The sequence below is a fragment of the Streptomyces sp. NBC_00597 genome, assembly GCF_041431095.1.
GTDB lineage: Bacteria > Actinomycetota > Actinomycetes > Streptomycetales > Streptomycetaceae > Streptomyces.
In genome coordinates this window covers 1,777,576-1,798,249 of sequence record NZ_CP107757.1, presented here as the reverse complement: position 1 = coordinate 1,798,249, position 20,674 = coordinate 1,777,576, and the positions used below count along the sequence as shown (strand labels likewise).

16 protein-coding genes are annotated in these 20,674 nt (G+C 74.8%); 7 read left to right on the top strand and 9 right to left on the bottom strand.

Going from position 1 to position 20,674, the window contains the following annotated elements:
• Genes OG974_RS07700 through OG974_RS07690 form a run of 3 tightly spaced genes read right to left on the bottom strand, consistent with a single transcriptional unit; the run spans position 1 to position 7,066 of the window.
• Entirely contained in the window at positions 1-966 is a 966-nt protein-coding gene (locus OG974_RS07700; RefSeq protein ID WP_371645915.1) for an ABC transporter ATP-binding protein, read from the bottom strand.
• Positions 963-3,767: a hypothetical protein gene (locus OG974_RS07695; protein ID WP_371645913.1), complete on the bottom strand. Its 2,805-nt coding sequence runs from the start codon at positions 3,765-3,767 to the stop codon at positions 963-965. The genes OG974_RS07700 and OG974_RS07695 overlap by 4 nt, the downstream gene beginning before the upstream one ends.
• The gene (locus OG974_RS07690; protein ID WP_371645912.1) at positions 3,764-7,066 is read right to left on the bottom strand and encodes an FtsX-like permease family protein; all 3,303 of its coding nucleotides are present in this window, start codon (positions 7,064-7,066) and stop codon (positions 3,764-3,766) included. Before OG974_RS07690 ends, OG974_RS07695 begins: the two co-directional genes overlap by 4 nt.
• Positions 7,067-7,218: 152 nt before the next feature.
• Here OG974_RS07690 and OG974_RS07685 point away from each other — a divergent pair, with 152 nt between their 5' ends.
• Positions 7,219-7,992, top strand: a complete 774-nt coding sequence (locus OG974_RS07685; protein ID WP_371645910.1) for an ABC transporter ATP-binding protein — start codon at positions 7,219-7,221, stop codon at positions 7,990-7,992.
• Here the strand turns inward: OG974_RS07685 and OG974_RS07680 are convergent.
• From OG974_RS07680 to OG974_RS07670, 3 genes are all read right to left on the bottom strand, one after another.
• On the bottom strand, positions 7,982-9,514 hold the full coding sequence (locus OG974_RS07680; RefSeq protein WP_371645908.1) for a hypothetical protein: 1,533 nt from the start codon (positions 9,512-9,514) through the stop codon (positions 7,982-7,984). The two genes, OG974_RS07685 and OG974_RS07680, sit on opposite strands and share 11 nt — an antisense overlap.
• Positions 9,511-10,395 carry a LysR family transcriptional regulator gene (locus OG974_RS07675; RefSeq protein ID WP_327281901.1) on the bottom strand — a complete coding sequence of 295 codons (885 nt, stop codon included), beginning with the start codon at positions 10,393-10,395 and terminating at the stop codon, positions 9,511-9,513. The genes OG974_RS07680 and OG974_RS07675 overlap by 4 nt, the downstream gene beginning before the upstream one ends.
• Before the next feature lie 126 nt (positions 10,396-10,521).
• Positions 10,522-11,268 carry a GntR family transcriptional regulator gene (locus OG974_RS07670; protein WP_329316307.1) on the bottom strand — a complete coding sequence of 249 codons (747 nt, stop codon included), beginning with the start codon at positions 11,266-11,268 and terminating at the stop codon, positions 10,522-10,524.
• A 232-nt stretch (positions 11,269-11,500) separates the two neighbouring features.
• Between OG974_RS07670 and OG974_RS07665 the strand changes: the two genes are divergently transcribed.
• The 5 genes from OG974_RS07665 to OG974_RS07645 are packed head-to-tail and all read left to right on the top strand — an operon-like array spanning position 11,501 to position 16,332.
• Positions 11,501-12,664 carry an ABC transporter substrate-binding protein gene (locus OG974_RS07665; protein WP_371645906.1) on the top strand — a complete coding sequence of 388 codons (1,164 nt, stop codon included), beginning with the start codon at positions 11,501-11,503 and terminating at the stop codon, positions 12,662-12,664.
• Complete coding sequence (locus OG974_RS07660; protein ID WP_327281898.1) at positions 12,664-13,572, top strand: ABC transporter permease subunit; 909 nt, start codon at positions 12,664-12,666, stop codon at positions 13,570-13,572. The genes OG974_RS07665 and OG974_RS07660 overlap by 1 nt, the downstream gene beginning before the upstream one ends.
• Entirely contained in the window at positions 13,560-14,510 is a 951-nt protein-coding gene (locus OG974_RS07655; RefSeq protein ID WP_328761743.1) for an ABC transporter permease subunit, read from the top strand. Before OG974_RS07660 ends, OG974_RS07655 begins: the two co-directional genes overlap by 13 nt.
• A 5-nt stretch (positions 14,511-14,515) precedes the next feature.
• On the top strand, positions 14,516-15,622 hold the full coding sequence (locus tag OG974_RS07650) for an ABC transporter ATP-binding protein (RefSeq protein WP_371645903.1): 1,107 nt from the start codon (positions 14,516-14,518) through the stop codon (positions 15,620-15,622).
• Positions 15,619-16,332 (top strand): HAD family hydrolase, encoded by a 714-nt coding sequence (locus tag OG974_RS07645; RefSeq protein WP_371645901.1) that lies wholly within the window; start codon positions 15,619-15,621, stop codon positions 16,330-16,332. The genes OG974_RS07650 and OG974_RS07645 overlap by 4 nt, the downstream gene beginning before the upstream one ends.
• Here the strand turns inward: OG974_RS07645 and OG974_RS07640 are convergent.
• Entirely contained in the window at positions 16,290-16,769 is a 480-nt protein-coding gene (locus OG974_RS07640) for a hypothetical protein (protein WP_371645899.1), read from the bottom strand. The genes OG974_RS07645 and OG974_RS07640 overlap by 43 nt on opposite strands.
• 115 nt (positions 16,770-16,884) lie before the next feature.
• Between OG974_RS07640 and OG974_RS07635 the strand changes: the two genes are divergently transcribed.
• The gene (locus OG974_RS07635; RefSeq protein WP_371645897.1) at positions 16,885-17,958 is read left to right on the top strand and encodes a DUF2330 domain-containing protein; all 1,074 of its coding nucleotides are present in this window, start codon (positions 16,885-16,887) and stop codon (positions 17,956-17,958) included.
• 51 nt (positions 17,959-18,009) lie between these two features.
• Here the strand turns inward: OG974_RS07635 and OG974_RS07630 are convergent, their stop codons facing one another.
• Positions 18,010-19,620: a carboxylesterase/lipase family protein gene (locus OG974_RS07630; protein WP_371645896.1), complete on the bottom strand. Its 1,611-nt coding sequence runs from the start codon at positions 19,618-19,620 to the stop codon at positions 18,010-18,012.
• The gene (surE, locus tag OG974_RS07625; protein ID WP_371645894.1) at positions 19,617-20,558 is read right to left on the bottom strand and encodes a 5'/3'-nucleotidase SurE; all 942 of its coding nucleotides are present in this window, start codon (positions 20,556-20,558) and stop codon (positions 19,617-19,619) included. Before surE ends, OG974_RS07630 begins: the two co-directional genes overlap by 4 nt.
• Positions 20,559-20,674 lie beyond the last annotated feature (116 nt).

Genomic DNA, 20,674 nt, shown 5'->3' with positions numbered 1-20,674 from the left:
TCAGGCGGGGTCCTCCGCGGAGTCGGGGCGGACCTCGATGTGGTCCGCGGCCAGGTCGACCGCCACGCGGTGCTCCATGCCCAGCGCCTGGAGGAACTTGTACGGGAGCTGCACGCGGCCCGTCCGGTCCAGCATCACGTACTCGCGCTCGCTCACCGACTCCGCGCCGTGCTCGTCCGTCACGGTGCGGCGCAGCACCTCGCTGCTGGTGCGGCCGTCGCGGATCGCCACCGTACGGCGGACCTCGCCCGCGACGAGCGGGTCGTGCGTCACGATGACCACGGTGGCGCCGAGCTCCCGGTTGACGGTGCGGAAGGCCTCGAAGATCGCCGCTCCCGTTTCGGAGTCGAGCTCGCCGGTGGGTTCGTCGGCGAGCAGGACCGCCGGGTCGTTCGCCATGGCCACGGCGATGGCCACCCGCTGCTGCTGGCCGCCGGAGAGCTCGGCGGGCCGCCGGTCCGCGAGATCGGCGATCTCCAGGGCCTCCAGGAGACGGGTCACCTGAGCCGCCCGGCGGCCGGCCGTGCCGCGGCCGCCCCGCCCCCGCAACTGCATGGGCAGGGCGATGTTCTGAGCTGCCGTCAGGAAGGGCAGGAGATTGCGCGCGGTCTGCTGCCAGACGAAGCCCACCGCCTCGCGCCGGTAGCGCAGCCGGTCCTTGGCGGACATCGCCAGCAGGTCGTAGCCCTCGACGGTGGCCGAACCGGCCGTGGGCACGTCCAGCCCCGCCAGAACGCCCAGCAGAGTGGACTTGCCGCTGCCGGAAGCACCGACCAGGGCGACCAGGTCACCCCGTTCCACGGTCAGTTCCAGGCCCTGCAGTGCCTGTACCTCGACTCCGTCCGCGCTGAAGATGCGGACCAGGCGGTCACAGGCGATGGCGGTGTCCGCCCGCTGGGTGCGCGGTCCCGAGGCGGCCAGGGCCTGCCGGCGCAGCTCCTCGAAGGTCGGCTGGTCGCTGTTCAACGCTGGTCTCCCGCTCTCAACTCGGTGGTGATCTGACGCCGTCCGGATATCCCCGCTTCGGCGAGCACGGCCGCGGTGACCAGGACGGCCAGCCCCAGCGCCTGGGTCAGTACGGGCAGCGCCGTCAGCCGGAGCCCCGCGGGCACCGTCGAGCCGACCAGGGCGGACAGGTCCATGGCCGGTCCCAGCAGGGCGACGGCCGCGGCCGCGACGAGTGCGCCGCCGAGGGTGGCGGCCAGCGCCTGGGGCAGTGCCTCCGTCAGGATCAACCGGAAGCCGTCCCGGGGCCGCAGGCCCATCGTGCGCAGGCGCGCCAGCAGCGCGGCCCGTTCGGGCGCCGCCCGTACCAGCGTGAGCAGCACGGCCAGCAGGGCGAAGCCCGCGGCCCCTGCCACGGAAGCCCAGAACAGCCGGCCCGCCGCACGCTGGAGCGGATCGCTGCCCAGCTCGGCGGCCACGGTGGCGCTGGTACGGACGGAATACCGCCCGGCCGTCCCGGCCGGGGCGTTCGCCCGGACGGCCTCCCGCAGCCGGGCCCCGTCGACCTCCCCGGTCGCGAACCACCGGTCGGGTTCCCCGGTCCGGGGCACCCGCGCGGTGGTGGGCCCGGCCGGCAGGACGACGACGGCACCGCCCGTCCCGGCCCTGGCCGGGGTCCCGTCGACCACGCCGACCGAGCCGATCCGCAGTTCGCCGCCGCCGCCGAGGCTCAGCCGGTAGGTGCCGCTCGCCGCCACCTTGGCCAGGGCGCTGCTGAACAGGGCGGGCAGCGGGGCGTCGGCGGAGTCCGCACTGCCGGCGCCCGAGAGCAGAGCCGGGTCGAACTGCCCGCGCCCGATGGTCCGGGCCAGTTCCGCGTACGCCACGGGTTCTGCGACGATCACCGTGACCTGGGTCGAGCCCTGGTCGGTGCCGAACACGAACGCCTGGTCGTCCGTCCACACCCCGACCGACGTCCGGACGCCCGGCAGCGCGGCAGCGGCCCCCGCCATCGACTGGGGCACGGCGCCCCCGTACGGCGCCGTGATCTGGACGTCACCGCCGACGGTGAGGCGGGCCACCTGCAGCCGGCCGGCGTCCACCGCCTCCAGCACCGTGGCCCCGAACCCGCCCGTGGTGACGGCCAGCAGCAGGGCGATCAGCGGCAGCACCGAGGGCCGGGCCCGGCCGCCGGTGCCCCGGGCGGCGCGCGCCAGACCGAGGAAGCCGACCAGACCGGGCCGCCGCCCGGCCGCCCGGGCCAGTGCCCCCACGAGGACGGGCTGGAGCCGGGCCAGGACCAGGCCGCCGCACAGGGCGAGCAGCAGCGGGGCGGCGACGAGCAGCGGGTCCAGGCCCTCACCGGCGGGGGCGACCCCGCGACTGCGGACTTCGAACACGGCCGCGGCGGTGGCTGCGACGACCAGCAGTTCGGCGACCAGCCGGCGGCGCGGCGCCGGCCCGAGGCGCCGGGCGGACAGCAGTACGGCGGCCCGTACCGGGAAGGCCAGCAGGGCCAGCAGGGTGACGGCGCCCGCCGCGAGCAGGGTGGCGGTCCACCGGGGGGTCGGCAGCAGCCATGTCGCGAGCCCGGTCGCGAGCGAGGCGGCGGGCAGGACGGTCACGGCGCCCTCGCCGAGCAGCCGGCCGACGATGCCGCCCGGCGAGCCGCCCCGGGCCAGCAACAGGCGCAGTTCCGACTCCCGCCGGTCCGCGGTGAGGGCGGCGGCCAAGCAGAACACCACGGCGGCCACGCCGGCGACGCCCGCCGGCCCGATCGCGGCGAGCGGCGCGGCCGCCTCCTGCCGGGCCCGGGCCTGCTTGAACAGCTCCGGCAGCCGCGAGGTGATCCGCAGGTCGCCCCGCAGGGTGGCGCGCCGCAGATCGGTGGTGGTCGGGCCGCTCACGTACGCGGCGATCTCGGCGGCGACGTCGGGCAACCGGTCGGCGCGCAGCCGGCCGGTGTCCACGGGGATCCGCCAGAAGTCCTCGGAGCCCTCGCCCCATTGCCCGAGCCGGTCGAGCCCGTCGGGCCCCACGAGGGCGGCGGTCTGCCAGTACCGCTGGGGCGGAACGGCGGGGGTGGTCTTCTCGCAGGCATGGGTGAGACAGGGCAGCCCGGCCCAGTAGACGTCGGCCTCGTCAGTGGCCCGGTAGAGGCCGACCACCTCGGCGCTCATCGGCGGGGCGGAGCCGCTCGCCACGGCCTCCAGCACCGTGCCGATCCGGACGCCCAGGGTCTGCGCGGCCTGCTGGGACAGCGCGACGGGCACGGGCCCGTCCGGGACGCCGCCGCCGGGCCAGCGCCCGGCGACCAGCTCGGTGTGCGCGGCGGCCTCCCGCAGGTGCAGCAGGTCCAGCTTGGGCGAAACACCTTCGGGGCGGGGCAGTTCGGGATTGCCGAGGGCGCGCGCCTTGACCGCCTGGGAGCCGTGGACCGGCCCCGAGGGGGCGACGGCGAAGCCGACGCCGGTACGGGCGACCAGCGCGGCCCGAACGGAGTCCAGCTCCTCGACGGACTGCTTGCCGTACCTCGCCTCGGAGGTCGCGAGCAGACTCGTCGCGGCGGGCCCCCGGTCGTGGAGGAACGAGCGAAGCGCCTGATCGGCGCCCCGGTCCACCGCGCGCGGCAGGGCGGCCGCCAGCAGGACGGCGACGAAGGCGAGCGCCGCGGCGAGCACGGCGCTCGACGGCGCCGACCGCAGCCGGGTCCGGACCCACGGCGCCGACCGGTCCCCGGTTCCCCGCCCGTCCCCGGTTCTCCGGCCGTCCGCGGCCGCGTGGCCCGGCGGGCCGTCCGGTGTCTCTGCGGGCCTGGTCACATCTCCTCCACGTGCCGCAGCCGGGCGGCCGCGTTCGAGACGTTCCGGTCGCGGCGGCCGCCGAGCACCGCCGACAGCAGCGGTACCGCGGCGACCGCGGCGGTCAGCAGCAGGGTCATGCCGCCGGGCAGGTCGACCAGCACCTGCGGCACGGGGCGGCGCGCGGCGGGCGTCAGCACCACCAGCGGCACCACCAGATGGACGATCGCGGCGCCCAGCCCGACCCCGACGGCGCTGCCGAGCCCGACCAGCAGGCAGCTCTCGGCCGCCGCCGTCCGGGCCAAGCTCCGCCGGGACGCCCCGAGCGCCATCAGTACCGCCGAATCCCGGGCCCGCTCCCGGGCGCCCGCCGCCGCGGAGGCCGCGAATCCGATGGCCGCGAGCACCGCGCAGGCCGCGGCGAGGGCGGCCAGCGCGCTCTGCGGGCCTGCGCTCAGCGGGTCGTCCAGCAGCCCGGCGGCGACCTCCCCGCGCAGCCGTACCTGCTGCACCCCGGCGCCGGCCCGCAGTTCGGCGGCGGCGCGGGCGGGCGCGGTGTCGTCGGCGGACTTCGCGGGCAGCCACCACTCGGTGGGCGCGGGCAGTTCCCGTGCGCCGCCGGCCGCCAGCAGGCGTCCCACGGCGTCCAGGTCGACAGCGAGCGCGGTGTCCCCGGCGACGGGCAGCGAGCCGATCGCGGCCGTGATCCGCACCGGCACCGATGCGCCGCCCAGCGGGACGGGGACCAGGTCGCCGACGGCCGCGCCGACCCCGGCGAGATAGGCGCGGGTGGCGATGCCCGGCACCTCGGCGATGGTCTGCACGCCCGGCGGGGCCAGCGCCAGCTGGATCCCGCCCGCGGCCTTGCTGCCACCCCGGTAGCGCAGCCGTACCAGCTCCGCACCGTCCTGTGCGCCCGGCAGCAGTTCCGCGGCGGGGGAGCCGCCGGTCAGCGCGGGAGCGGTCAGCGTCCAGCCGCCCGCGCCAGCCGTGGCCGGGGTCGGCACCGGTTCGGCCCGGCCGGCCGGAGCGTCGGCGACGGACAGCCGGCGTACGGTCAACTCGCCGCCGGCGTCCGGCGGCTCGGGCACGGCGAAGTCCGAGGCGCCGCTCTCGCCCGGGACGTACGACACCGCGATCCCGGCGAGGGTCAGCGGCGCCGCGGCCGAACCCAGCGGGGCGCCGGTCAGCGCGCCCAGGTCCACCGAGACGGTCGTCGCACCGCCCGTGGGCAGCTGGGCCATCGGTGCCCGATAGGTGAGCCCGAACCGGTCGCGCAGCAGCAGCCCGAGCCCGGCGTGACCGTTGTCGCTGCCCGACACCCGAAGTTCCACGTCGAGGTCGATGCGCTGCGGCCGCCCGGGCAGGACGATGCCGGTCGCCCGGGAGGCGGTCGGCGCGGACAGGGGGGCGAACAACTCGCCCATCCCGCGCCCGTCGCGCAAGTCGGCCCGCAGCGGCACCCGTTCGGCCACCCCGGCCGCGTCCAGCGCGAGTACCTGGGCGACCCGCCCGCCCGGCAGCTCCTGCGGCTTGCGGATCACCGGTATCACCGCCCCGCCGCCGGGCAGCGCCGCGTACCGGCCGCCCTGGCCCATCGCCGCGAGGTCGCTGCCGGAGATCCGCAGCCCCCCGGCGGTGGCGAACTCGGCCTGGTCACGCTGGGAAGCCGACCAGGCCGTGTGCTGTCCGAGGGCCAGGACCCCGCTGGAGACGGCGAGTACGAGCAGCAGCACGGGTCCGGTGGCCCGCCCGGGCCGGCGCGCGAGCTGCCAGCCCACGAGTGCCGGGCCAAGGCCGCGGCCCCGCGCGGCGATCCGCCCGCCCAGCCGCGCGGCGAGCGGCAGCAGTCGCAGTACCAGGAGCGTGCCCGCGCACAGGGCCAGCGTCGGCGCGGCCACCAGCACCGGATCCACGCCGAGGCGGCCGCCGGGAGCCGACGTACCGGCGGTGAGTCCGTCCTCGCCGTGTTGGGCCAGCTGCTGGTAGGCGAGCGCGGCGAGGGCCAGCAGTGCCAGGTCGGCGCCCGAACGGGCGGCTCCGGCGACCAGGGCCTGGCGGCGTCCAGTGCGGCGCAGGGCCGCGGCCGCGGCGCCGCGCAGTACGGCGGGCAGCGCGGCCAGCAGTACGCAGGCGAGCGCGCAGCCCGCCGCGACCGGCCAGAGCAGCCAGGTCCCGGTGGGGCGCATCGGCACCCGGGCGAGCGGCCCGAACCCGCCGAGCAGGCGCAGCAGCGCCGGGGTGAGCAGCGGTGCGAGGACGGCGGCGGGCAGGGCGAGCAGCAGCGATTCGGCCGCGCTCAGCACGCCGAGCCGGCGACGGGACGCGCCGCGCGCGGTGAGCAGGACGCGCTCGCCCTCCTGGCGCTCCGTCAGGAGGTGTGCGACGAGCAGCAGGGCGGCCCCGGCCAGGACGGCGAGCTGCAGCGCACCGATGAGCAGGGTCGAGCGGGCGACGAGCTGCGCGGATGCCAGTTCACCGAGGAACTCCGGCAGTTCGGTCTTGGCCTGCAGGGACTTGGTGCGCTTCAGCGCGTCGGCGGCTGCGGTCGTACGGTCCCGCACGGCCTCCGTGTCGGAGCTGCGGGCGCCGGCGAAGTCCGGGGTGAGGAGCGAGCCGCGGTTGTTCTGCACCAGCCCGCCCGCGGTGAAGGCCGTGTCGTCCACGAGCAGCGGGCCGTACGTGGTGAAGCTGCCGACCTGGAGTTCCCGGCCGCCGAGCGGGTCGAGCCGCCAGTAGGGCGCGTCGGGGTCGGCCGTCCGGTACACGCCGGTGACCAGCACGGTCAGCGGGGCGCCGCCGTACCGGTCGTCGAGCCGCACCTCGGCGGGCAGGGCCTGCGGGCTCAGCCCGAGCCGGGTCAGTGCCGCCCGCGGAACGGCCACCGGCAGCCGGCCGCCGGGTGCGGTGACCGGCTGCGGCCACGCCCCCGCGAGCAGCCGTACGTGTTTCTGGTCGAAGGCGGCGAGCAGCGTCAGATCGGCGTCCTTGCCCGGGGTGCGTGCACCCGGCAGCCCGAACGAACGGCTGCGCGCGACGCTCTCGACGGCGACTGGCAGCCGGCCGAACAGCCCTTCGGCGAAGGCGCGTACGGCCTCGTCGTCCGTGCCGCGGTCGGCCGCGGCGTGCTCGCCGGTGACGAGGACGGTGGTCCGGGCCCGGTCCGGGCCCTGGAGGGCCTGACGCAGCCCGGCCTCGCCCACGTCGCGGGTGAACGCGGACAGTGCGGTGAGTACCGTCGTGGTGATCAGTACGGTCAGCAGCACGGCGGCGGAGAGCGGCACCCGCCCGCGCAGCCGGCGCACGACGAAGCCGAGCATGTGCCGTGTTCCTCCCCCATCCGGACCGTTGGCACCGGATAGCGGACAATGCTGTCAGATTCGAACGCGCGACGGAAGGGTCTTGCGCGAAGGGCGGGACGGATGAGCAAATTCGAAATGAAGCGATTGAGATTCCAGGGGGAGTCCACACCATGACGCAGGATCAGGACGACACGGCGGCGACGCCCATGCTCGTGGTGGACGGCCTCCACCGCAGTTTCGGCAGCGGCAAGCGCGCCGTACACGCCCTGCGCGGGGTGTCGTTCGAGGTGGAACGCGGCGTGCTCACCGCCCTCAAGGGCCGCTCCGGCTCCGGCAAGACCACCCTGCTCAACCTGGTTGGCGGACTGGACACCCCGAGCGGCGGCACCGTCGTGCTCGACGGCACCGATCTCGCCGCACTGGACGAACCGGGCCTGCTCGCCCTGCGCCGCGACCGGATCGGCTTCGTCTTCCAGTCCTTCGGCCTGCTCCCCGTCCTGACCGCGGTCGAGAACGTCGGCGTCCCGATGCGGATGCGGGGGATCCCGGCGAAGCAGCGGGAGGAACGCGCCCGCACCCTGCTCGCCCTGGTCGGTCTGGCCGAGCACGCCGAGCAGCGCCCCGGCGAGCTTTCCGGCGGTCAGCAGCAGCGGGTCGCCGTGGCCCGCGCCCTGGCCAACGAGCCGGCCCTGATCATCGCCGACGAACCCACCGGCCAGCTCGACTCCGAGACGGGCCACTCGATCATGCAGCTCCTGCGCGCGGTGGTCCGCAGTGAAGGAGTCACCGTCCTGGTCGCCACCCACGACCCGGCGCTGATCGAACTCGCGGACCGGGTGGTGGAGTTGCGCGACGGCCGCATCCACGCGGAGTCACCGCAGCCCCCGGACACCCCGGATACCCCGGACGCGCCGCCGTCCGCACAGGGCCTCGTCAGCTCCTGAGCAGGCGCGCCATCACCCCGACGGGCAGCGCGGGGTTGGCGGCCGCAGCTCGGCCCACCGCGGGATCGGCGTCCGCGAGCAGGTCGACGATGACCTCCGGGGGCAGCGCCGGGTGACCGCCGGCGCGGGGCCGGGCCTTCGCGTCGGCGAGGCAGGGCGAGAGCGCCTCGGCCGTCGCGTTGCGGTGACCGGCGATCTCGCGCAGCGCCCGCCGCACCGGCGGATCGTGCCGGGCCAGCTCCTCCAGCAGGTCCGGCGGGGCGTCCGGATTGGCCGCCACCCGTGCGAGGACCAGTGCGCCGTGGCGCGCGACCACGGCGCGCAGCCGCTCCTCGGACAGGCCCGGGTGCGGGGCTACGGACCGGACCACCGCGGCGTTCGGATCGGCGGCCAGACGGTCGCGCAACTCCGGCTCCAGATCGCGCCGCTCGGCCACCAGCATCCGTACGCGGGCATCCGCCGCCCCGGCAGCCTCCGCGAGTTCGGCGGGTGTGGCGGTGGCGATCCTCGGCAGCAGGGTGGGGCCGATCCGGGTCGCCGCGGCCAGCTGCGCGAGCACGTCGAGCGGCACCCGCGGGTGCCGGGCGAGGCTGCGCGCCACCTCGTCCCCGCCGCCCCCGGCGGCCAGTGCGCGGATCAGGGGTTCGCCGATCGCGGGATTTCCGGCCGCCTCCGCGCGGACCCCCAGTACCGGGTCGAATGCGAGCCGCGCGTACAACTCCTGCGACAGGTCGGCGCGTTCGGCCAGCGCCCAGCGGATCAGCATGGACGGGTCGCCGACGAGGGAGGCCGCGGCCGCGGCGGGAGTCGCCGGGTTCCGCGCGGCCTGCTCCCTGATCTCGTGGACGGTGGACTCGTGCCCGCCCGCGCAGGCGGCGCCGCCGCGCAGCTCGCAGTCCGTCCGCGGGCAGTACGGATCGTGGGTGAAGGGGATCTCCTCACGGTCGCAGACCAGGCAGGAGCGGGCCGGAGCGAGCCCTTCGCCGGTGATCAGCGCGACCGGCGGCACCGCCTCGTTGAACGCGGCCCCCCGGCGCACCTCGGCATGCGGGTGCGCCGCCAGGCGCGCGGCGATCGACGGCTCCGTCGTCCACAGGGCCAGCTCCGCGACCACTGCGACATCCGGATCGGCGGCGAGCGTCTCCACGACGTCGAGGGGCAGGCCGGGCCGGGAGGCCAGGGTCTCGCGGATCCCCCGGTCCGGATGGGCCGCCAGCAGACGGGCCCAGCCGGGCGGCGCGACGCCCTCGTCCAGCAGGGCCAGGGCCACCGCGGGCCGGGCCTCCGGGTCCACGTCGGCGGCGTCCAGCAGGCCCGAGTGGGCGAGCCGGATCGCGACGTGTTCGTCGCGCGCGGCCAGCGCCGCCGCCCGGACGGGCCCGAGGTCCGGGCGCTCGCTCAGCGCATCGGCGAGCTCCGCCCCCTCGGCGTCGTCCGCGACGGCACGCTCGACCAGCCGGTCGAGCAGCGCGCCCGGCAGCGCCGGATTGTCCGCGAGCCCGCACAGCAGGTGTCCGGTCACCGCTCCACCGCCTCGGCCAGCGCCGCGGTCAGCGCCTCGGCGTACGGGTGCGGGTGGCGCAGGCGCGGGGTGACCACCCCGATGTGCCGGGCGGGGCGCGGCGGCTCGACCCGTACGACCGCGAGGGACGCCTCCGGGGCCAGCGACACGTGCGGGATCAGCGAGACGCCCACACCCGCGGCAACCAGGGTCTGTGCGAAGAACCAGTCGGTCGTGGAGGCCGCCACCCGCAGGTCGAATCCGGCGAGCCCCGCGTACCGGTGCAGGAAGGCCTCCGTCTTGAGGCAGCCGAGCACCCAGCGGTCCTCTGCCAGTTCGGCGAGACCGATCGAGGCACGGCCGGCGAGCCGGTGTTCGCGCGGCAGGACCAGCCACAGCGGATCGTCCGTCAGCGGCGTCCAGTCGAGCCCGGCCCGCAGGGGCAGCGGCCCGTCGAAGTGGTAGGCCAGGGCGAGGTCGGCGCGGCCGCCGCGCACCATCGGGACCGCGTCCTCGGGTTCGGCCTCCCGCACGGTCAGCTCGACATCGGGGTGCGCGGCCACGAACCGGGCCAGCGCCCCGGGCAGCAGCCGGCGTCCGCCGCTGGTGAACGTGGCGATCGTGAGCCGTGGTCGGTCGGCCGTCAGCCGGTCGATCGCGTGGCGGACCTGGTCCAGCTCGGCGGAGATCGTCTCCGCCGCCTCCACCAGCAGCCGTCCCGGCTCGGTCAGGGTGACCCCGCGGGTGCTGCGCACCGCCACCGGGTGGCCCAGGCTCCGTTCCAGCGACGCGATGTGTTGCGAGACGGCGGACGGGGTCAGCAGCAGTGCACCGGCCGCCTTGTTGAAGCTGCCGTGCTCGGCGACGGCCCGCAGGATGCGCAGCCGCTGCACATCGATCATCGGTTTTCCTTCATGCGGTTTCGTACCCGTTCGGCAGCTGATCGTTCTGCCGGGACGATACAGCGGCGCCGTCCCCGACCGTCGGGTCGGTCGACCGGCCGGATGGTGCGGCTGCGCGCCGAGCCCTCATCCCTCGCCCGTGCGGCGCTCCAAGGGAGTGGCTACCGCGGAGTTGCTCACGCTGAAGGTGACGCTGCCGGCACGGTAGCGGTCGTCGCTCCACTCGATCGGGCGACCGGTGGCGGTGGCCGATACGTGTCGCTGGCGCAGCAGCGGGCTCCCGCGCCGGATCTCCAGCAGCCGGGCGTCCTCGCTGCCGGCCCCCAGGGCGTCGATCAGGTGCTCGCCGTAGTGGGCGACGATCCCGGACCCGTTCGCGAGGCCGTCCATCACCGAGCCGACGTCGTCCGGCATCGCCTCGACCGCGCCCGCGACCCAGTCCGCGTACGCGGTCCGCTCCACCATGGTCGGCTCCCCGTCCAGGAGCCGCAGTCGCAGCACGGCCAGGATCTCGGTGCCCGGCGCGAGCGCGAGCCGGTCGGCCTCCTCGGCGGTGGCCGGCCGGCGGGTCCGGGTGAGGAAACGGCTGGTGACTTCTTGGCCGAGCCCGTCGGCCCACTGGGCGAAGCTGTTCAGTTCGCCGAAGCTGTGCCGGCGCTCGTGGCGCAGGACGATCCTGCGGGCGCCCTGGCGGGAACCGATCAGCCCCTCCGCGGCGAGCGTGGCCACGGCCTGGCGGACGGTTCCGCGGGACGCGGACCAGCGGGTGGCCAGATCGCTCTCCGATGGTAGTTGGGCGCCCACCGCGTACTCGCCGGAGAGGATCGCCGTGCGCAGCGCCTCGGCGATCTCCAGATACCGGACCGTGCCCATGCCGTGCCGCCCCCTGTCGTCGTCGCAGCCGTGTACGTGTTCCGCCACCCTAGGCCTTGAAGATCATTACACCGGTCCTGTCACGGCTGCTTTCGGTCATTCTCGTCTCTTCGTCGAGTCGTGCCCCGCGGTCCAGCCCCCGTTCACCGTCCGTACAGTGAAGCCGGGCGAACTGGAGCCAACTTGTTCAGACAAGTAGACCCCCGTCAGGAACCCGTCTCCGGGAGAGACCGTGCTCAGTTCCTCCGCCCGCCGTGGTGCAGCCGTACTGCTCAGCGCCGCCGTCCTCACCACGCTCAGTGCGTGTGGCGCCGCTCCGGACCAGGCCGCCGGTACCGCTGCCGACGGCAAGTCCCAGGTGCAGCCGGGCGCCGCGACCTCGGTCGCCGACCTCGGCGGCATGGACGCCCTCGTCGCGGCCGCCCAGAAGGAAGGCCAGCTGAACGTCATCGCGCTGCCGCCGGACTGGGCGAACTACGGCGAGATCATCAAGGCCTTCGAGGCCAAGTACAAGATCAAGGTCAGCAGCGAGAACCCGGACGCCTCCAGCTCCGACGAGATCGCCGCCGTGAAGTCCCGCAAGGGCCAGAAGCGCGCCCCCGACGTGATGGACCTCGGCATCGCCTTCGCGCGCAGCGGAGCCGACGAGAACCTGTTCGCCCCGTACAAGGTCACCGCCTGGGACAAGATCCCGGCCGGCCAGAAGGACGCCGACGGCCGCTGGTACAACGACTACGGCGGCTACGTCTCCATCGGCTGCGACGCCGCCAAGATCCCGAACTGCCCCGCCACCTTCGCGGACCTGCTCAAGCCCGAGTACAAGGGCAAGGTCGCCCTCAACGGCAACCCGACCAAGTCCGGCTCCGCCTTCGGCGGCGTCTACGCGGCCGCCCTCGCCAACAAGGGCTCCTTCGCCGACATCCAGCCCGGCATCGACTTCTTCGGACAGCTGCGCAAGAGCGGCAACTTCATCCCGGTCGAGTCCACCCCGGCCACCGTCGAGAAGGGCGAGACGCCCATCTCCATCGACTGGGACTACCTGAACGCCGGCTACGCCGAGCAGTTCAAGGGCAAGGGCGTCGACTGGAAGGTCGCCGTCCCCACCGACGGCGTCTACGCCCAGTACTACTCGCAGGCCGTCAACAAGGAGGCCCCGAACCCGGCGGCCGCCCGCCTGTGGATGGAGTTCCTCTACAGCGCCGAGGGCCAGAACCTGTGGCTGAAGGGCCACGCCCGCCCGGTCCTGCTCCCCGTCATGACCCAGGACGGCACCGCCGACAAGGACGCGGCCGCCAAGCTCCCGCAGATCCAGGGCACCCCGACCTTCCCCGCCTCCGCGGAGCTGGACAAGGCCAAGGCCACCCTCGCCGAGAAGTGGGACAAGGCGCTCTCCTGATGTCCCCCTCCACCCCCACCTCCCACCCGGAGGGGACCGCCGGCGGCAGCACCAGCCGCCGCCGGCGGCGCGGCCCGCGCACCTGGCTCGCCGCCCTCCCGCTCCTCGCCTTCACCGGGCTCTGCTTCGGCATCCCGCTCGGCGCCATCGCCTTCGGCGCCGTCACGCAGACCGACCCGGCGACCGGCGCCACCCGGCTGACCGGAGAGCACCTCGCGCGCTCGCTCCAGGGCCCCTACCTCGGCTCGCTCATCGGCAGCGTCCAGCTCTCCGCCCTCACCGCGACCGTGGGCGGCGTGCTCGGGGTCCTCATCGCCCAGGCCGTGGTCACCTCCCGGTCCCGCGCCCTGCGCAGCGCCGCGCTGACCGCCTCCGGCGTCCTCGCCAACTTCGGCGGCGTCCCGCTCGCGTTCGCGTTCATCGCCACCGTGGGCATCTCCGGAGTCGTCACCCAGCTCGCCCATCTCACGGGACTCGGCTGGAACCTGTACTCCTTCACCGGTCTCACCGTGGTCTACCTGTACTTCCTGATCCCGCTGATGGTGCTCGTGATCGCCCCGGCGTTGGACGGACTGCGGCCGCAGTGGCGCGAAGCCGCCCACAACAACGGGGCCACCGGATGGCAGTTCTGGCGCCACGTCGGACTGCCCGTCCTGGCTCCCTCCTTGCTCGGCGGGTTCGTGCTGCTCTTCGGCACCGCCTTCGCCGCGCACGCCACGGCCGCGGCCCTCGTCGGCGGCTCCGTACCGCTGGTCACGCTGAAGATCGCCGACGCGCTGTCCGGAAACGTACTGACCGGACAGGAGAACGTGGCGCTCGCCCTCGGCCTCGACATGATCCTGATCGCCGGCCTCGTCATGGCGGTCTACCTGCCCCTCCAGCGACGGAGCGCCCGATGGCTGCGATGACCCCGACGCCCGCATCGACCGCCCCGCACGCAGGGACGGGCGCGACAGCGCCGGCCGGCCCCGCCGCACCCGGCACGGCGGCCCGGCCGCGCCGCCGCCCCCGTCCGCGGGTCTGGCGCGGAGCCGTACTCCTGCTGGCGGGCGCGTACTTCCTCGTCCCGCTGATCGCCTCCTTCGTGTTCACCGTGCACGTGCCCGGGCAGGGCATCAGCTTCGAGGCGTACACACAGCTGCTCTCCGCCGACGGGTTCACCGAGAGCATGCTGCTCTCCCTCGGGCTGGCCGCCGCGACCATCGCGACGTCACTGCTGCTCGCAGTGCCCGCTCTGGTCGCCGTACGGCTCGGTTCGCCGCGACTGCGCCCGGTCGTGGAGGTGATGTGCATGCTGCCGCTGGTGGTCCCGCCGATCGCACTGGTCACCGGTATCACCACCGTGCTGCGCTGGGGACCCGAGCACCTGTCGCGGACCCCGCTCTACCAGACCTTCCTGGCCGTGCAGAACGAGCAGTTCCCCGTCGTCCTGGTCCTCGCGTACACGGTACTGGCGCTGCCCTTCGTCTACCGCTCCCTCGACGCGGGCCTGCGCGCCATCGACGTGCCGACCCTGGTCGAAGCCGCCCGCAGCTGCGGCGCGAGCTGGCCGTACGTGGTCCTGCGCGTGCTCCTGCCCAACCTGCGGGCCTCGCTCGCCGGAGCGGCCTTCCTCACCCTGGCCCTGGTCCTCGGCGAGTTCACCATCGCCTCCCTCCTGGGCTTCCGGCCCTTCGCCGTGTGGATCGTCACGATCTCCGGAGCCCACGCCCGGATGTCGGTGGCCGTCTCCATCCTCAGCCTCCTCATCACGTGGCTGCTGCTGCTCGTCCTCTCGCGGGCCGGGACCAACCCCGCCACGGTGTCCTCCGCCCCCAGTACCTCCACCTCCCGCAAGGAGTCCTGACCGACATGTCCACCACCCTTCCCGCGGCCAGGAAGCCCGAGGGCCCCGATGACGGCGCGACCCCCGCGGGCGCACGCGTCGAATTCCGCGGCCTGCGGCGGGCGTTCGGCTCGACCATCGCCCTCGACGGGCTCGACCTGACCATCGAGCCGGGCGAACTCGTCGCCCTGCTCGGCCCGTCGGGCTGCGGAAAGACCACCGCGCTGCGCGTGGTCGCGGGCTTCGAGCAGCCCGACTCCGGTGAGGTCCTGGTCGACGGCGAGGACATCACCCGCGTACCGGCCAACCGGCGCGACGCCGGGATGGTCTTCCAGTCGTACAGCCTCTTCCCGAACCTCAGCGCCCGCGACAACGTCGCCTTCGGCCTGCGGGTGCGCAAGGTCGCGGCCGCCCGGCGCCGCGAGCGGGCCGCCGAACTCCTCGACCTGGTCGGCCTGCCGGACCACGGTGACCGCTACCCGCACCAGATGTCCGGCGGCCAGCAGCAGCGCGTCGCACTCGCCCGCGCCCTGGCGCTGCGCCCCCGCGTGCTGCTGCTCGACGAACCGCTCTCCGCGCTGGACGCCAAGGTGCGGGCCAACCTGCGCGACGAGATCCGACGACTCCAGCTCTCCCTCGGCATCACCACCGTGTTCGTCACGCACGACCAGGAGGAGGCGCTGTCGATGGCCGACCGGGTCGCCGTCCTGAACGCCGGCCGCCTGGAGCAGTGCGCTTCCCCCGCCGAGCTGTACGAGCGCCCCGCGACGCCGTTCGTCGCCGAGTTCGTCGGCACCATGAACCGGCTGCCGGGCCGCCTGACCGACGCCGGCCTGGTGGAGGTGGCCGGTGCCCGGCTGCCCGTCGACGGCCCGGTCCCCAAGGCGACGCGGGACGTGGAGGTGCTGGTCCGGCCCGAGAACGTCACCGCGAGCGCCGACCCCGAAGGCACCGCGACCGTCGTCTCCGCGTCCTTCTTCGGCGCGGTGACCCGGCTCCACCTCGAACTGCCCGGCGGCACCACCGTCAAGGCGGACCTGCCCTCGCGGGACGCCGGCGAACTCGCGCCGGGCGCGCGGGCCGCCGTCGGGCTGGCCGAGCGTCCGGTCCTCGTCGTGGCCCGGTCCGCGTGAGCGCCCTCGCCGCCGTCCTGTTCGACATGGACGGCACCCTGGTCGACACCGAGGTGCTGTGGTGGCGGACCACCGAGCGCATCGCCCAGGGCCTCGGCCACGAACTCACCGACGCGGACGCCCCCGAGGTCGTCGGCCGCGCCGTCGAGGACACCGCAGCCCACCTCGTACGGGTCTCGGGTGGGGGAGACCCGTCCGCGGTGGCGCAGTCCCTGACCGCGGACTTCTTCCGCCGGGTGGAGGCCGGGGCGCCGATGCGGCCCGGCGCCCAGCGGCTGCTGACCGCGCTGGAGACGGAAGGCGTGCCCTTCGCCCTGGTCAGCGCCTCGCCGCGGCTCGTCGTGGACTCGGTGGTCGGCGGCTCGCTGGCCCATGTCCCGTTCGCGTTCACCCTGTCCGCCGACGACACGGACCGCACGAAACCGCACCCGGAGCCGTACCGGACGGCCGCCGAACGGCTCGACGCCACGGCGGGGGACTGCGTGGCCGTGGAGGACTCGCCCGACGGCGCCGCCTCCGCCGAGGCCGCCGGATGCGGGGTGCTGGTCGTCCCGTCGCTGCTGGAGGTGCCGGCCTCGCCGGCGCGCACCTTCGCGCACTCCCTGGAAGACGTCACCCCGGACCTGCTGCGGCGGTGCCTCGCGGACGGCGTCCCGCGCCAGGACCGTCAGGAAACCAGGCCGAGCAGCTCCACGACGCCGTCCACGTAGGCGGCCGTCGCGGTGCCCGGCGCGGCGGCCGCCGCGCGGCGCAGCGAGGGCAGACCGGCGCGGACGAACGCCGCGCACTGCCCGTACAGCCCGGCCTCGTACGAGGACCCGTCGTCCTCGGCGCCGAGCAGGGACAGCAGCGTCCACAGCAGCGCCTCGCGGGTGGCCAGCCGCGGCGGGCCCGCCGACCACACGCCCATCAGCACCCCGCACACCCCGGGCGCGGGCGGGTGCAGGCGTCCGGACAGGAAGGCGTGGCCCTCCAGCGCCCGGAAGGCGGCCGGGTGCCCCTCGGCCGCCGCCCACAGCGTGTCCACGAGGTGCCCCGCGCTGCGGCCGCAGCCGCACGTCACGGCCTCCCAGTCGTGCCGGCCGATCTCTACCCCCACCGCGTCCGGCACCAAGGGGCTGCTGCGCGGCTTGTCCGTCCCTCTCATGCGAGCAGTATGGGCATCGGGAACCAGCCTGACCAGGGGGTTCCGCCAGTCGGAACGGCCCTGTGACCGTGGCCGGAACCGGAACACCGGGGCTCTCGTCTGAGACCCCGTGTGGATGAAACGAAGAATCACCGCCCTGCTGCTGGCCCTGCTCGCGACACAGCTGGGATCGCTGATCAGCCCGGCGTACGCCTGCGGCTGCGGCGCCATGATCCCCGAGGGGTACGCCCGGATCGGCGTCGAACGCGAGACCTCCGTCGTGCGCTTCGACGGGCGCACGGAACAGATCGTGATGCGGTTCGTCGTCCGCGGGGACGCCCCGCGGGCGGCCTGGATCATGCCGGTGCCCGGACGGGCGTCGGTCGAGCTGGGCGACGGGGACGTGTTCCAACAGCTGACCTGGCTCACCCGGCCCGAGTTCAAGACCCGCAGCTACTTCTGGCCCCGTGACCGGGACTGGCCCTTCTCCTCGGGCTCGTCCCGTTCCGTGGGCGACGCGGCGCCCGGCGCGGGCGCGCCCTCGGTCGGCGTCGTCGGCCGCGAACAGCTCGGCGACTTCGACGTCGCGCGCCTCACCGCGACCGACCCCGACGCGCTGCGCAACTGGCTGGAGACCAACGGCTTCAAACTGCCCGACGGCCTCGCCGCCGAACTGAAGCCGTACGTCGACCAGAAGTGGGAGTACGTCGCCGTACGCCTCGCCCCCCGGGAACCGGGCAAGACCCTGAAGGGCACCCTCGACCCCTTGAAGATCCGCTTCGACAGCAACCGGCTGGTCTACCCGATGCGGCTGTCCCGGCTGGCCAAGACCCCCCAGTCCCTCGGCCTGTACGTCCTCGCCGACCACCGGATGGAACCCGCCTCCCCGATCGGCGGCGCCGACCCGAAGATCACCTTCGCGGGCGAGGTCACCCCGGAGGGCGCCCTCGCCACGCTCACCGGCGGCAAGCCCGCCTTCCTGACGGCGATCGAGCAGGAGTTCCCGGAACCGGGCCGCATCGACGCCGACCACGAACTGCGCGCCACGGCCGCCGACACCCCGTACCGGAAGGTCATCTACCACGGCGAACTGCTCACCGTCGGAGGCGTCCCCGCCTGGCTGCTGACCCTCGGGTCCGTCCTCGTCGCCCTCGTGGCGGCGGCCGTGTTCATCCTGCGCCGCCGCCACTCGGGTACGAGGACCGGCTGACCGACCCCGGCCCGGCCCCCCCCGGGCCGGGCCGGAGCCGCGTTCAGCCGATCACACCGGCGGCCCGGGCGGCCGGGTCCGCCAGAAGGCGCACTGGTGGTCCGCCCCGAACGAGGTGCCCGCCCGGATCGCCGCCGGATTGAGGGCCAGCACCTGGGCGGGCCCGGCCCCGGACCCGCCCGCCGGCCACAGCGGCTGCCCCGGCACCACGGGCGCGCCGTAGCGCGCGAACGCACCCCAGTAGCGCTTCATCCGCGCCGCGAACGCGACCTGGCCCGCGGTCAACGGGCGCTCGGTCATGGTGAAGTCGTACAGGTACGCCAACTCCGCACTGTGCGCGTTCGACTCGTCCAGGCCGGGCACCTGCGCCCCGGCCAGGGTCGGCGAGTCAGGGTCGTCGAACTCGTAGACGTACGTCGGCACTTGCCCGGCGAACAGCTGCGCCGTCCACTGCGTCTGGCAGGCGAACGTCGCGTCCGTCATGACCGCCGACAGCGCCAGGTACGGGGGCCCGTACGCCGACACCGGGTACCGGGCCAGCACCTGCGGGCCCGCGGCCCCGTACCCCGCCAGGACCTGCGCGGTGTACTGCTCCTGCGTCAGGTACGGCTGCGTGAGCGCGACGAAGAAGCGCGCCTCCGAGCGGTTGCTCCCGATCAGCACCGGCACCTTGTTCCAGTGCCCGCTCTCGATGGCCTCCGCCGGATCGACCGGCAGCAGTCCGTCGCCGGACGCCGGACCCGAGGTGGGCACCGTACGGGCCGCCTCGACCAGCACCGTCCCGGAAGCGGCCCGCAAGCACTCGACCAGCGTTCCCGGTTCCCTACAGCCCGCATGCGCGGCGAAGGCCCGCGCCTGCGCCTCGGCCCGCGCACCGTCCGGCGTGCGGATCAGCGTGCACGGCCCGCTCTGCAGCACGGCCCGGTGGAACAGCCCGGCGGCCGAAGGCGCCGCCAGCAGCGCACAGACGGAAGCGCTGCCCGCAGACTGCCCCGCCACCGTCACGTTGCCCGGGTTCCCGCCGAACGCGGCGATGTTCTCCCGGGTCCAGCGCAGCGCCGCCATCTGGTCCATCAGCCCGAAAGAACCGGAACGCTGCGCGTTCTGCCCGGCGATCTCGGGCAGTCCGAGGTATCCGAGCTGCCCCAGGCGGTAGTTGATGCTGACGACGACGGTACCGGTGAGATCGGCCATGGTGCGGCCGACGAACTGCGTCCCCGTGCCCTGGCTGAACGCACCCCCGGGCAGCCACACGATCACCGGAAGCCGGGCTCCGGCACGGGCCGTTCGGGGCCGGTACACGTCGAGGTACAGACAGTCTTCGCTGACGTCCTGCGGATCGCGCAGGCCGTGCGGCGAGAACTGCAGGCACGCCGGGGCCTGCCGGCCGGCTTCGCGGACCCCGGTCCAGCGGCCCGGCTCCTGCGGCGGGCGCAGCCTGGCGTCCCCGACCGGGGGAGCGGCGTAGGGGACACCCAGGAACTCCTGGGCGCCGTCGTGCTCCTGCCCGCGCAGCACGCCTTGCGCCACGTTGACTTGGGGGTGCGCGGTGCCGCTGGGCGGAGCCGCCTTCGTGGCCGACGCGGGGGGCGCCGCGGTGAGCAGGGCCGCGAGCGCGCACGCGGCGCCGAGCAGCGACCGTGCCGTACGAGGTCGCCTCACGGGCGTAGCCCCGCGATCAGGGCGGAGGCGACCGCGAACTCGGCGGGCCCGGCGTTCCAGTCGGCGTTCATCGGGCTGATGGCGATCTTGCCGGCGTTCACGGCCTCCACGTCACCGCCCCTGACGGGCGGCTGCGGGCGGAACTGCACGTTCACCTTCCAGGTCCCGTCCCCGGCGTCGGTGTAGTCCGGCTGCAGCGGGGCCTGCGGGTCCTGGAAGGTCGCGGCGACGCCGGCGGCGGCGCCCTTGCCGTCCGCGCCGACGACCGGGTGGTTGACGTTCAGGCCGACGCCCTTCGGCAGCAGCGGTCCGGACCGCGCCCGGTCGCGCAGCCGGTCGATCAGCTTGACCGCGAAGTCGACGGTGGGGCCCATCGCGTTGACCGTGGCCGTCGGGTCGGGAACGGCCAGGCCGCCGGTGCTCAGCGCGATGGCCGGGACGCCGCTCTCCAGGGCGACGACGGCGCCGCCGACCGTACCGGAGTGGGTGGCCAGGCCGGCCACGTTCGGGCCGAAGTTGGTGCCGGAGACCACCAGGTCGGGGGCGTGCCCCTCGAAGACCTCGGCGAGGCCGAAGGACACGGCGTCACCGGGCGTGCCGTCCACGGCCCACACCTTCGGCTCGGGGTGCTTCACCGCGATCGTGGGCGCGCCGGCCAGCTTCGTGCCGGTGCCGCTCTGGTTGGTGAGCGGCGCGACGACGGTGACGTCGTACCCGGCGGTGGTCAGCCGCTCGAACGCCTTGCGGATGCCCGGCGCGTTGTAGCCGTCGTCGTTCGTGAGCAGGATCCGCAGCGGGGCGGCGGGCGTTGCCGTGGGCGCTGCCGCGGGAGCGGCCTGCGGCGCGTTCTGCGGCGAGGCGACCGCGGGCGCCGTACCCGTGAGGGCCGCCGTGCACAGGATCAGCACGGCCGGCGGCAGGACTCGCTTGCTTCTCACAGGGGGCTCCTTCGAAAACGGTGGGGTGGGAGGTGAGGGTGGTGCGGTGTGATCGCCCGGGGCGGGGGGAAGGCCGCCGCGCAGGGCACCGGCGGGCGCACGACCCTCGGCATGCG